We start from the raw sequence: 13,698 nt of genomic DNA, 5'->3' as shown, positions 1-13,698 counted from the left end.
TTATTGTCTCACCCAGGTCTTGTTGGTAGCGTAGAAATGATTTTCACCATCAAGTCTTTGCAGGAGGTATATGTTATATGTTCCCGGCTGGATTGTCTCCTGATGGAAGCTGGCAATGGCACCTTTGGCAAAATACATCAAACGTCTTACAGTTGTTTTCAAAGGAACCGGATACTGGTACAGATTACTTGCGTATACATGGCTATCGGATTTAAGAATGACATACGCGCCATCGGAATAATCTTTGACATTGGGAAAATTCGCCTCGCTGTAACCAATCTGTAAATATGAATTTCGATCGTTAATTAAATCCGGAGGATAGTTTCCTTCAAATTTTGGAGTTTGGATTTTATTTGGTTTCCAGCCTTCAGCAAGAGGGTCTTCTGAGTTATAATAAGATCGGATCATTTCGAGGTGATTGCGGTCCATAGAGAACATCTTTGTTCCCAACCAGTCGGCATTGTATCGGGCATTGAATTCCTGGCAGATAGCGCTTCTGCGGTTATTGACGGTATCTGCAAAATTACTGTGCAAAATAGTCAGGTTCAGAATGATACTGATTCCAAGGCAAAATACCAGGCTTTTCTTTAAGACAATAAATTTTGACAAAGAAAGAAAAGCAAAGTACAGGGCAATGCAGGCAAGTGCAGAATACATCCTGTACCGGCCTTTGAACATACCTTCAAAATGATCGGTTGGAATACGCTTGTAGGATAGAGCCAGTGATGTGATCATTATAAATAGTGCCAGCGAAAGTGCAAACAAAGCACCCTTATTGGTAAAAGGTTGATTTATCCATACAGCTGTCCATAATTGTAGAAACTGTTTTCTGAAGAGAAACACAAAAGCAACGATCATCACGATACCAGTGATTACAGCAACCATCAGTATTTCCGGCTTTGCCGTGTAGGCGTCAAGGGTGGTAATGGAACCTATAAATCCAAGAAATCCAAGTATTCCTTCCTTTACTTCATCCGGGTTTTTAAAATCAAGATTTTGGGTAATGGGTGTAAAGTCTATAAAATAGATAAAGGCGACAAGAACCATTACTCCAAGTGTAATGATAAAAGATTTCCGCTGACCCGACAGCAACATGATCAGCGCTATGATCGGGAATGACATGAGCCCATTGCCGTAAGTAAACGTTGCAATAAGGGCAACCGGCAATGAGTAAATGAGGCGGCTTGGGTAATATGCGGCCAGGTAAAATGCAGTAATAACAAAAAATAACACACCGAAATTACATAAGGAACTAACGCCCCAGAATATATTCTCAAATGACTGAATGGAGAACCATAACCACATAACGGGCACAAAGTACCACAATGACAGTTGTAGCTTTTGAAATGCTTTATAAAAAATGACAGCACAGCCCGCCCAGCATAAATTGGCGATAACCATAGCCCATACCAGATCGAGCCGACCAAATGTACTGTGGAGCAAAAGAATTACAGATCTTGAAAAAACAAGACGGTGCTCGGGAAAAAGCTCTATCAGGCGCTGCCATTTTTCAAGCAATGGTGCATCACCAAATCCCGGAATAACACCAAGTATGAGGATGTCATCAAATGCTACATAATTGATATTCAGAGCTACCTTCTTAAATACGAAAAAGTATATAAGGGGTGGAATAAAGCAAAAAACGACTGCCAGTATTGTGCTGTTTTTTGAAAAAACGGGTATTGATTTAATCATATATTACTCAGAAGCGGCATGTGTCGCGGTAGTCTTTGGTATCATCAAAACAGGAGGAAAGTTGACAATCTATGGATTCTCAACTTCACTTTCTTCCTCTACCGATGCACGTGGGTCTTTGGTGTAGTCATAAAGAAGCTTGCCCTTATCATCCCACTCCCGTAGTATAAACGGCTCAAATTCTTCATCCCAACTATTTTTAGGATATTGGATCTCCTTTTTTCTCTGTCGCCGGAATTGGTAATATTCAATCCATCTGCCTACTTTCTGGCCATTTTCAAATTTTCCGTTGGCCATAAGCTGGCCTTCCTTATAATATTGAAGAAATTCACCTTCCACTTTTCCAAACATCACAGGAACAACTTCTTTCACCTGCGTATGTGCAGAGTCGTAATAGGTTATACGGGAGTCGGCAGGAAATCCTCTGTGCCATACAGACTTATCTACAAGGTTGAATTTGGTATCATATTTCACCCATCTTCCGTCTTTCACTCCTTTGTAATAGTTTCCCTCTTCAATCAGGTTTTCGCCACTGTACTTCCGGTAGGAACCATGGAGCAACAAAGCCTTATTTTTATCTTTAATCAAAGCAGAGCTCAATCTTTTCGTTTTCGTGTCGTACCACCTCGTTTCTGTAGCTCGCACATATGGATCTAGCGGAGCACTTTCTTTCAAAACATGGAAACTCTCTATATTAGCACGATCACCGCTTCCGAATTTCACGGACATAGCCTGTATAGGAATACCTTCATACTGGACCCTGGCCAGTTTGACTTTTTCCTTTTTCCTTTTCCTTTCCTCTTTTTGATTTTTATATTCTTTTACACGCAGGCCAAGATCAGGAATGGTTTCTCCCAACAGACCGGATAATGATGTGGATTGGCTTTTACCTCCGGGCAGCGATGTTCCCACTGTCGGATCAAGCGCAGATACCAAAGATTTTAACCCGCCGGACTGGGCTTTTTTATTGTTGGCAGAGTCAGATTTGACGGTTTCTTTGGGAAGCCAGGATGGCGCAGTTTCTTTTTGCGCGGCTTGCCCGAAACTTGTTATCGGTACAAAAACCGTTAAAAAGCACAGAATCAGAATAAGTCTTTGCATGTGTGTAAACTTTCTAAGCGCAAGATGATTACTTTTGTAACGAATTCGTCTCAACGTTATTGATTTTTGAACCTACAAATTTAGATAATCGCAGTGGAAAAAAGTGCTAAAATTTATATTGCCGGACACCGTGGAATGGTTGGATCTGCAATTCATCGTAAACTGAATAATGAGGGCTTCAACAATATTGTAGTGCGTACGTCCTCAGAACTGGATCTTCGGGAGCAAGAAGCTGTTCGTGAATTTTTTGCAGCGGAACGTCCTGACTATGTATTTCTTGCTGCTGCAAAAGTAGGAGGGATCATGGCCAATAATACTTACCGCGCAGAATTTTTATACGAAAATCTTCAGATACAAAACAATGTAATTGATGCAGCGCACCAGAATGGCGTTACCAAGCTTATGTTCCTTGGTTCTTCCTGTATCTATCCGAAACTGGCACCCCAGCCCCTGAATGAAGATTCTCTACTGACAGGAACGTTGGAACCTACCAATGAGCCTTATGCCATTGCTAAGATCGCAGGCATTAAAATGTGTGAAGCGTACCGTAGCCAATATGGTTCAGACTTTATTTCAGTTATGCCGACCAACTTGTACGGTCCTAATGATAACTACGATCTGAATAAGTCGCATGTACTGCCTGCCATGATCCGTAAGTTTCATGAAGCAAAGGAGGAAAACAAACCCTTCGTAGAACTATGGGGTACAGGTTCACCGTTGCGTGAATTTTTACATGCGGATGACCTTGCCGATGCATGCTATTTTCTGATGCAGAATTATAGTGGTTCTGAGTTTTTGAATATTGGGGTGGGACATGACATTTCCATCAAAGATTTGGCAGAATTGATTCAGAGAACTGTTGGGTATCAAGGACGTATTAACTGGAACGTTGAGAAGCCTGATGGAACACCGAGAAAATTGATGGACGTGAGCAAATTACACGCTTTGGGCTGGAAACATACAATAGAATTAGAAGAAGGGGTACGCGCAACCTATCAGGATTTTCTTCGGAAAATTGAATCTTACGCTGTTTAAGCTTTTTGTTTTGAAAGGTTTACAAATGATTGAAACCTAATATTGTCACACTAATTTCACTTTTGACCTACGATAATTCTTTTTTTTGACAAAATTTCAATAGATTATTAAGAGAATCTTCGGGATTCTATTTAGTTTTGCATCGCCTTTTCAGGCTATACTATAAACTTGTCATAAAAAATGTCGTCGATAATAAAGTTAGATCAGATAGACCGTAAAGTACTTGAGATTTTACAAACCAATGCAAAAATAACCAATGCTCAATTATCCAAAGAAATAGGACTTTCGCCTGCTCCAACCCTTGAGAGGGTTAAAAAACTGGAACAATCGGGTATCATTAAAAGTTACCACGCGCAATTGGAACCGGATAAAGTAGGGTTGGGAGTAAGTACATTTGTACAAATTTCTTTGGTTGGACATAGAAAAGCAGTTACAGAATCTTTCGTTGAAAAAGTACATGCTATACCGGAAATCATCGAATGCCATCATATTACTGGTACAGGAGATTTCCTTTTGAGAGTGATTTCCAAAGACATCAGTACCTACCAAAAACTGATGTTGGAAAAAATCAATGAAATTGAAGAGGTAGCCAGCACTCAGACAATGGTTATTCTTTCTACGTTCAAGGAAACAAAGGTTTTGCCGATTCCCTGATTTGTCAGAGATTCATATATAAGACAAGAGGTCGGTTCCATTGCGGAGCCGACCTCTTATCTTATAAAGCATATATAGCTAACGGATCAGTTTAAACTATTGATGCTGCTCCCGAAGCAAGTCATTCACCGTCTTTACAGGGTTAAAGGTAATCAGCGGAACTTCTACAAAGATCGTGTTCCAGTCTGCCATTGCTCCATTCCATAAGCCTGGCAACTCCTGCGCTTTCAGATCTTTTCCATCTTTCGACTTCTCTGTAATGAAACCAGTCAAAGGGTCTCTGAATTTTTTCAGATCATACAATTCACCAACACGGTTTTTAACAGCACATACCAGATCCACCGGGTTGAAGTGCGTTGAGTTTTTGAAAATGCTGTTTTGATCCGCATTGTTAACATCCACCTGTGCTGATTCCACAATCTGTAAAGAAGAAGATCCATCTGAGTTTTCGGCCCAGAAAGGTCCTCCGCCTGGCTCTCCCTGGTTTTTCACCATGCCGCATGCCCGTAACGGACGATCCAGCTTGTTGAGGAAATAAGTTCTTTTTTCTGCAGCATCCCAGTTTTTGAATGATACAGGAGGCACCACACACAGTTCTTCTCTGAAGAAAGTGTCTAATTCTTCCAGTAACGTCTCATCTGTAGAGCCCGTAAGGTGGTTGATATAGTCAAAAATTCTCTTCTGATATTTCAGAACAATACCTGCCAGTGCTTTCTTGTAAGTAATCGTTTCTTCTTTGATACTATCCGGAACTACATTATCAATGTTCTTGATGAATATGATATCAGCATCCAATTGACCCAGGTTTTCAAGTAGGGCACCATGTCCTGCCGGTCTGAACAGTAATGTGTTATCTTTTTCTCTGAAAGGCGTATTGTCGGTATTGACCGCAATCGTATCTGTTGAGCTTTTTTGTTCCGAGAACGAAACGAAGTATTTTACCCCAAATTTGCTTTGATATCCCGGAAGAACCTCTACAACCAGTTTTTCAAACTTATCGCGATGTTCTGGCGAAACAGTAAAGTGAATTTTCACCAGACTTCCGGCATTCGCATATTTTGCACCTTCCACCAAGTGCTCTTCTAATGGAGTACGTGGACGCTCCGGATAATTATGGAATTTCAGCAAACCCTTTGGCAGTTCGCCATAACCAAGCCCTTTGTTGGTCAGGTAATAAGAAGCGATCGTGTTTTCATCAGCAGTCTCGATATCATGGCCATCTGCATGTAAGGAGGTTTTCAAGTCGTCGTAAAACGCAAATTTCGGAAGCTGAGAGAAAAACTCCTCAACGGATTTGTCTTTTTTCCCTTCCTGTAAAAAACCGAATAAAGATTTAAACATCCTTGTTGCAGCTCCTGAGGCAGGAACAAATTTCAACAATGCGATCTCACCTTCTGCGGCGCTTTTATCAAACTCGCTTACTACTTCTGAGATTTGCTCATCGGTAAGCTTGATAATTCCATCACCGACTGTGGCTGCTTTCGATAACTGAAGAAACGGGAACCCATCGACGAAATATTTAATTTGCTGTTCCACCACCGTAGCATCGCTGCCACGCTCTTTTATCTGTGTAAGATCTGCATCAAGAAACATAAGTAGTTAGTTTAAAAAATATTAGAAATTACACATCCCCGAAAGTGTTGGCGAACCAAGAGTTTCGGGGATGCATTTTGGATACAACTTAAAGCGGTGAAGAAACACACTATAACTATAATATAAAAATTATTTTATGATTCTTAACTTGGCAAAACTAAGTAAAAGCGTTTTTTCGCCTACGGTGTCGAATTTTACAGTCGCTTTACGGTCATTTCCGTTTACTTCCATTTTTAAAACCGTGCCAAATCCAAACTTCAGATGTTCCACTTTATCGCCTTCTGAAAGATCTCGGGTGTCGCTCGGGACGAAATCCCCGGTAGGGGTATGCGCATGAGCAGCAGTTACAGGTTTTGGTTCTGTTGGCTTTCTGGGACCCAGATTCCTTACAAAGGACATGGGTGAAGCTGCCGGTTCGCTGTCTCGTCTCAAGGCTGTAGTAAGGTTCAGGTACTTTTGATCTACCTCCAGCAGAAAGCGGCTCGGCTCACACATTTTTAACCTGCCCCACTGGTACCTGCTGTCTGCATACGAGAACGATAATTTTTTCTCAGCACGCGTTATGGCTACATAAAACAACCTGCGTTCTTCTTCGAGATCCTGCCGGCTTTCGAGCATCATCTGGCTAGGGAAAAGGTCTTCTTCGAGCCCTACTATAAACACATTTCTGAATTCAAGTCCTTTTGCCGAGTGAATCGTCATCATCGTTACGCGGTCGTGGTCTTCATTTTCATCAGGTTCATCTGCATTTGTAAGTAGCGAAACCGACTGCAGGAATGCACTTAGTGTCTTATCCTCATTCTCTTCATTGTCAACAAATTCTTTGATACCATTGAGGAGTTCCTGCACGTTTTCATACCGCGAAAGTCCTTCTACCGTTTTGTCTTCATACAATTCTCTCAGAATTCCGGATACCTTCGCAATATGCGAAGCCACTTCATATGCATCTTTTCCTTCTTCAAGCATAATCTTGAAGCTTTTGATCAGGGTTGCAAATTGCTCAATAGGAGCGGAGGTTCTTCCGGTAGCATATTTACCTATATTGGATACAACCTCCCAGATAGGTACATTGTTTTCCGCTGCTGTCACCGTGATCCGCGCTACAGTCGTATCGCCAATACCTCGCTTTGGAAGATTGATAATCCTTTTGAAAGCTTCTTCGTCACGTTGATTGACCGTATACCGCAGATAGCCTAACAGATCTTTGATCTCCTTTCTCTGATAGAAGGATTGTCCGCCGATGATCCGATATTTGATACCCAGCTTTCTCAGCGCTTCTTCAAAAGATCTGGATTGTGCATTTGTTCTATAAAGGATGGCGAAATTCTCATTGCGAAGAGCCTGCTGCATCTTTTCCTCCATAATAGCGGAGGCAACCAACCGTCCTTCTTCATTGTCCGATCCCGCTTTGATTACATCAATCAGTGCTCCTTCATCGTTCGCCGTGAATGTATGTTTCTCCAGCTGAGATTTATTGCGGGCAATCACAGAGTTAGCTGCATTAACGATTGTGCTGGTAGAGCGGTAATTCTGTTCCAGTTTGATCGTCTGGACATCCGGAAAGTCTTTCGAAAAATTCAGGATATTTTCAATATTCGCACCTCGGAATGCATAGATACTCTGCGCATCATCACCTACCACCACAATATTACGGTGTACAGCCGATAGTTTTCGGGTGATCAGGTACTGCGAAACGTTCGTATCCTGAAACTCATCCACCATCACATGCTGGAATTTCTGCTGGTATTTGTAGAGTACATCCGGAAAATCACGAAACAATACATTTGTATTGAAAAGCAGATCATCAAAATCCATTGCATTTGCCTGAAAACAGCGGGTAGCGTAGGTTTTATAAATCCTGCCAATCTCCTTCATCTTGGCCGCATCGTCATCTGCCTGAATCGTCGGGTTCTTCAGGTAATCATCTGCAGAAATAAGACGGTTTTTCGCCCCTGAAATCCTGTTAAATACTACATTTGCTTTATATACCTTATCATCCAGATTAAATTCCTTGATGATACTACGCAGCAACGACTTCGAATCATCCGTATCGTAAATTGAAAAATCGCTGGTATAACCTAAAAATCTCGCTTCAATCCTTAGAATTTTGGCAAATACTGAGTGGAAAGTCCCCATCCAGATATTTCTGGCTTCTGTTCCTATCGTAGTTTCGATCCGGTGGCGCATTTCCCCTGAAGCCTTATTGGTAAAAGTCAGCGACAAAATCCGGAACGGATCCACGCCATTCTCAATCAGGTGCGCTATACGGTATGTAAGTACCCTTGTTTTGCCGGATCCTGCACCAGCAATAATCATCAACGGACCTTCACCATATAATACAGCCGCGCGTTGCGGTTCATTCAAGCTGGTTATATAATCGTTCTTTTTCAATCGCTCTGATTTATTCTCTCCTACAATCATTATTCATTCGGGCAAAAGCCAAAGTTAGGAAAAACCGTCAACGCTTTTCCGTTCTATATCTATAAGATGCGAGGATGTTTGTTATTTTACAAAAATATAAACCGCCACGTTCAGAACGCCTGAGGGAAGTTATTGGTTTGTAATTTACCTTTCCTTCAATATAAGAAGGGAGCGCAACGAAAAGGATATTTAAATAATGAGGTTTCGGGCGTGTCCCTTCGGGCCGGGCTATCTACTGCAAGTCCTCGCGCCGCAAAAAGGCGCTGCGGGCTTTCCGTTTCTATCCCTCACGCAGCACCCCGGCCAGAATAGCGTGGTAGTATAAAGGAAGACTAAAAATACATAAGGAATTGAATTAAACAGTAGCCAACGGCCAAAAGCCGGAAGCCGAAAGCCAGTTATGACCGATATAGAAGACCAGCCCCTGGATGTACAATGGGAGCATTTGTTACAATCCCTTGAAGAAACAATAGGGAAACGCCCCGCCGACCTCAATGGCGTGCTGTTCCTGATAGGCGTTCAGGAGCTTGGGCTAGGAGCCAAACGCTTTACCAAAGAACAAAAACAGGATTTGATGCACATTGGTATTTGCAAAGTACTTAGTCTTTCGGGGTACTATATATATGAGCACACCGATAAAGACGGTTGGCCACACTATATCTTAAACAGGGCACTTCCTCAGGGCGGTGTTGAAAAACAGGAAGCCTTGTTAAAGATGCACGTGATAGAGTATTTTAGAAATTGATCTATACAATTCCAATCATTCGATCCGGCGCGATGATACATATAAGAAGATCTCACACCATGTAAGGTAGTTTCCTTTTTTACAATTGAAAATAAATATTTATCAGATACAACCCTTAGAAAGCTTTGATACCTCTTTACATGGAGAGATAACCTAAGCACCCTATGACCTCAGAGTCGAATTTGATTTCAGGCTTACTTTTGCCTAACAGAATTACCCAGCGGTCACTACATGATAGCTACAAAAAAGCGCCGGATACATTATTCCGGTACATGAAGGTTGTATGTGTTTTGCTTTTGCTGTCTCTGGGAGGTTGCAAAGAAACCAGTCTTCATCTTGATGTTCCTTACTCGGGCGATAAACTGGTTTTATGGGGTAAACTTAAATCGGGGGCTCCCATACGCATACAAGTAACCAAAACTTTCAATCCTGTTGGGGAAATTCCGGAAGAGGTCACCGTTTCAAATGCAAAAGTGGGGTTATTGGTGGATGGAAAAGAATACATTGAACTTTCTCCACTAGCAAACGAAAAGGGTATTTATGTATCTGATCGCGTCATACAGGCAGGAGCCACCTATATTGTAAAAGCATCGGCTCCCGCACTGCCAACTGCCGAATCTGTATCTGTATTTGTTCCTTCGGATCTGCCTAATGTTACAGTAGAAAGAACCCGTAATGTTCCCGGTGAAATCAACCACCAGACGGGTCAGGATCTGATAAGTCTGTACTTTACAGACCAGCAGCCTGAGATAGAAACCTATTACACACTTACATTTTTTTCCTACTACGAAAAAGATACCATACCTGCCAGTGCATATGGTGCCACAGATAATATACCTGCCAAAGAGCAGGATTGCCATACCTGGGCAATAGAAAAAATATCAACTTACTACAATGAGGTTTTGGAACGTATACTAGATCGTTCCGCGCGGGTCTTTTTAATGAAAAGTAAATGCCTGCCTGATCCCAAGATCCCCATAAGATTCTATATTGAGGCAGGCAGGGGAAATCTGCAACATAATCCTCAATGGGCATCGAAGGTTACCATGAGAGTGGAAGTGGTCACAAAAGAGGCATTTGATTATGCCAAAATAGAATACGACCAACCCGAGGGCGTCGATCTGCTTGTGCTTCCTCCACAAAGAGCTTTGAGCAATATCAAAAACGGCTACGGGCTCATTTTCGCTTCCAACGAAAAGGTAATTGAGATACTATGAGAAAATATGTAGTAATGGCCTTTTTCATGGTCTGCAGCGCACATAATACCTTTGCTCAGAGATTACTTATAAGCGGAACCGTACGTGATGAGGCGAATGGAGAGCTCCTGGTAGGCGCTACCGTGAGGGACAGTCTGTCGCAAAAGGAAGTGCAAACAAATGCCTATGGCTTTTTCAGTTTGGAAATTCCCAATGGCCACCACACAGTTAAAGTCAGCTTTATTGGCTATGCACCCGTGTACATCAAGGATTTTGAACAACATAAAAATCCTTTGGAGGTCAGACTCAAGCAGGATAATTTACTACGGGAGGTGACGGTTAAGGAAAATAAAGATAGGGATATGCCTACTGGAAGTTTATCCATACCGATGGATAGACTTAAATCAATGCCTGCATTGCTGGGTGAGGTGGATGTTCTAAAAGCGTTGAGCTTTACACCAGGCGTTTCTACAGGGACAGAAGGTAGTGCAGGATTGTATATTCGTGGAGGAACACCCGATCAAAATTTGATTTTACTGGATGAGGTTCCTGTCTACAACGTGACGCATTTGGGTGGATTCTTTTCGGTTTTCAATCCAAATTCTTTGAAATCAGTCGATTTGTATAAAGGTGCATTCCCTGCCCGGTATGGCGGCAGGCTTGCCTCGGTGATAGACCTTACTATGAAAGACGGTAACAACCAGAAATTTGGCGGGGAAGTAGGTATCGGCATCCTCAATCAAAGTCTGACATTAGAGGGCCCAATTGTTAAAAATAAAGCTTCATTTATTGTATCGGGGCGTATTTCTACCCTGGGACTATCTTCCTTATTACAACCTAAGAAAGCCAGCGGATATGGTGAAACACGGAAGTATCGCTTTCACGATCTTAATGCAAAACTCAACTATCAGATCAACAAAACGGACCAGATCTATTTAAGCTTATATAACGGCTCTGACAGGTTTACCTACGGCGAATGGAGTGCTATTGACGGAAGGAAAACTGAAACAGCTTTAGGAAATAATTGGGGGAATACAACTGCAACACTGAGGTATAGCAAAGTATTTTCTCCCAAGCTTTTCTCCAGATTCATCTTGCTCTATTCCAAATACACCAGTGAGCTGGCCAATAACTTCGAAGATATCAGTCTGAACGCGGAACCCGTGAAACTGCATAGAAACACCAATGCGGGGGTAACAGATGTAGGTGGTAAAATTCAATTTGACTATTTCCTCTCCAATCGTACAAACCTGAAGTTTGGTATGGACATCACCCGGCATTCTTTTAGTCCGTTTGTCACAAACAGCAACTACAGTGGGGCTCAGAATGATATCGGAACAGGAAGACTACCCGCAACACAGCTGGGCTTTCACGCGGATGCGAATATCAGTCTTACCACGAGATTGCATTTTAATCCTGGTTTCCGCTATAGCATGTACCATGTCAATAACCGAACTTTTTTGAATCCTGAACCACGCCTGGGGCTGAACTGGTCACTACCTGCTAACTGGACACTGAAGAGTGGATATGCAATCATGAATCAATACGTTCATTTACTTACTAACAACGGTTTTGGCTTCGGTTATGATGCATGGCTGCCTTCGACCGGCAAGGTAGTACCATCACGAAGCTCGCAATTATCATTAGGCATATATAAGACTTTCCCTAAGGCAGGTCTGGAGCTATCAGCGGAAGCCTATACAAAAAGGATGACAAACCTGATTGATTATCCCGACGGCACTAATTTTACTGGCTTGCTGGCTGATTCGTGGGATGATATTGTCATAAAAGGCGGTGTGGGACGCGTGAAGGGGATTGAATTCATGCTAAGTAAAAAAACTGGTCGCTTCAATGGGTGGATTGCTTATACCTTATCAAAGTCGGAAAGAAAGTTTTCAGAGATTAATGATGCAACATGGTATCCCATGAAGTATGACAGACGGCATCATTTAGCAACGACTGCAAACTACGAGATTGGTAAAAAATGGAAGGTAAGTGCGAGCTTTATTTATCAGACCGGTCATGCCGTCACTTTACCGGAAGCAGCCTTTATAACTGAAAGCAGCAACGGTCCCAGATTTATTTATGATAAAAGAAACAACGGACGAATGCCTGCATTTCACCGGCTGGATGTTGGGGTAAGCAAATCTTTGGTAACTCCCCGCAAACGTAATGCCGAATTACGAATAGGCTTGTACAATGCTTATAATAGGAACAACCCGCTATATCTGGACCTGAAGACTCAGCGAAATCAGGATTTCGTCCCAACTGCAATAGCGGTAAAGCAAGTTTCATTTTTCCCTATACTTCCTTCCATCGGTTATACACTTAAATTTTAACACAGATCACCAATGCTATCGATTAAAAAGATAATCCTTTTATTCTTTGCCAGTCTTTTGATATTCTCTGGTAATTTGATTGCGCAGTCAAGCCAAAACTCTGATCAGATTGATGGCCCAACAGATAGACCTACTTATAAAAATTTGAAAAAGGGAACTTTTACTTTTTCATTGAATGGTTCTGGGAATAATAGCAGGCATATAGGAGGCTGGTCACTGACACCCCAGGCTGGTTATTTGATCGCAGACCGTCTGGTAGTTGGCGTTCAGTTGTCAGTGGCCAATCGATTTTCAAAGCAGGGAAGTAGCTGGGTGAACCTGAAGCGTGGGGGGCTGAGGGAATTTGCTTTCACACCAGAGGTATACGCTCGTTATTATGTCCTTCCGTTTCGTTTTACTCCATTCGTACAATTATCATCAGGTTACAACCTCGGTGAGTTTTCAATAAAGGATGGATTTTCAGGTAACAAAACCGCTATTAATACCAATCATTACGTCATGTTCGGGGCGTTGGGTCTGAGCCTGCGAATAGGGAAAAATATGGGGTTGCAGGCGCAATATAATTTGCCATTGGTAACAGATTCATGGAAGAACTATATGATCAGAGGTAATCGTTTTCGGTTAGGATTGTCATGCTATATCAAGTAGTATCTTTTTTCAGGGTATACTACCATGTGTATAAGGATTGATATCCTGGAAGCATGATTGCATGAAAAGCATATAGATTAACATTTCGCTTCTACAGTTCGATAATTAGGGGCTTCTATTTCCGTCATTGATGGAAGCTCCTATCTACACCAACATAATAAGACCTTATTCAAAGCTGATCTTATTAAATCTATAGATAGCTATTAATAGTTAGTAACTGGGCTGGAATAGCGCTATCATGAAGTTCAAGAGGTTTCCTTAAAAATAACTT

At 41.9% G+C, this 13,698-nt stretch carries 10 protein-coding genes; 6 read left to right on the top strand and 4 right to left on the bottom strand.

Annotation, left to right across the window (positions count from 1 at the left end; translation table 11 throughout):
- Positions 1–1,695: a hypothetical protein gene (locus AC1XUE_RS25290; RefSeq protein ID WP_483358781.1), complete on the bottom strand. Its 1,695-nt coding sequence runs from the start codon at positions 1,693–1,695 to the stop codon at positions 1–3.
- Between the two features lie 69 nt (positions 1,696–1,764).
- Positions 1,765–2,796 carry a toxin-antitoxin system YwqK family antitoxin gene (locus AC1XUE_RS25285; protein ID WP_483358780.1) on the bottom strand — a complete coding sequence of 344 codons (1,032 nt, stop codon included), beginning with the start codon at positions 2,794–2,796 and terminating at the stop codon, positions 1,765–1,767.
- Between the two features lie 93 nt (positions 2,797–2,889).
- On the opposite strand from AC1XUE_RS25285, the gene fcl reads away from it, so the two are divergent.
- Both fcl and AC1XUE_RS25275 read left to right on the top strand, forming a co-directional pair.
- Complete coding sequence (gene fcl / locus AC1XUE_RS25280) at positions 2,890–3,831, top strand: GDP-L-fucose synthase (protein WP_483358779.1); 942 nt, start codon at positions 2,890–2,892, stop codon at positions 3,829–3,831.
- 180 nt (positions 3,832–4,011) lie between these two features.
- Positions 4,012–4,485, top strand: a complete 474-nt coding sequence (locus AC1XUE_RS25275; RefSeq protein ID WP_115834344.1) for an Lrp/AsnC family transcriptional regulator — start codon at positions 4,012–4,014, stop codon at positions 4,483–4,485.
- A gap of 96 nt (positions 4,486–4,581) precedes the next feature.
- Here the strand turns inward: AC1XUE_RS25275 and AC1XUE_RS25270 are convergent, their stop codons facing one another.
- Together AC1XUE_RS25270 and AC1XUE_RS25265 are read right to left on the bottom strand one after the other, a co-directional pair.
- Positions 4,582–6,078: a DUF4301 family protein gene (locus AC1XUE_RS25270; RefSeq protein WP_483358778.1), complete on the bottom strand. Its 1,497-nt coding sequence runs from the start codon at positions 6,076–6,078 to the stop codon at positions 4,582–4,584.
- 129 nt (positions 6,079–6,207) lie between these two features.
- Complete coding sequence (locus AC1XUE_RS25265; RefSeq protein WP_483358777.1) at positions 6,208–8,499, bottom strand: ATP-dependent helicase; 2,292 nt, start codon at positions 8,497–8,499, stop codon at positions 6,208–6,210.
- A gap of 400 nt (positions 8,500–8,899) precedes the next feature.
- Here AC1XUE_RS25265 and AC1XUE_RS25260 point away from each other — a divergent pair, with 400 nt between their 5' ends.
- The 4 genes from AC1XUE_RS25260 to AC1XUE_RS25245 all read left to right on the top strand — a co-directional run bounded on the left by AC1XUE_RS25260 (position 8,900) and on the right by AC1XUE_RS25245 (position 13,427).
- A complete protein-coding gene (locus tag AC1XUE_RS25260; RefSeq protein WP_483358776.1) occupies positions 8,900–9,244 on the top strand; it encodes a hypothetical protein in 345 nt (114 codons plus the stop codon).
- Between the two features lie 164 nt (positions 9,245–9,408).
- Entirely contained in the window at positions 9,409–10,461 is a 1,053-nt protein-coding gene (locus AC1XUE_RS25255) for a DUF4249 domain-containing protein (protein ID WP_483358775.1), read from the top strand.
- Positions 10,458–12,779: a TonB-dependent receptor gene (locus AC1XUE_RS25250; protein WP_483358774.1), complete on the top strand. Its 2,322-nt coding sequence runs from the start codon at positions 10,458–10,460 to the stop codon at positions 12,777–12,779. Before AC1XUE_RS25255 ends, AC1XUE_RS25250 begins: the two co-directional genes overlap by 4 nt.
- Positions 12,780–12,791: 12 nt before the next feature.
- Positions 12,792–13,427 carry a hypothetical protein gene (locus AC1XUE_RS25245; protein ID WP_483358773.1) on the top strand — a complete coding sequence of 212 codons (636 nt, stop codon included), beginning with the start codon at positions 12,792–12,794 and terminating at the stop codon, positions 13,425–13,427.
- Positions 13,428–13,698: the final 271 nt, after the last annotated feature.

The sequence above is a fragment of the Dyadobacter sp. HNCC25DJ187 genome, assembly GCF_056895255.1.
Note: the sequence above shows the minus strand (reverse complement) of the source record. Positions and strands in the feature narration are given on the sequence as shown.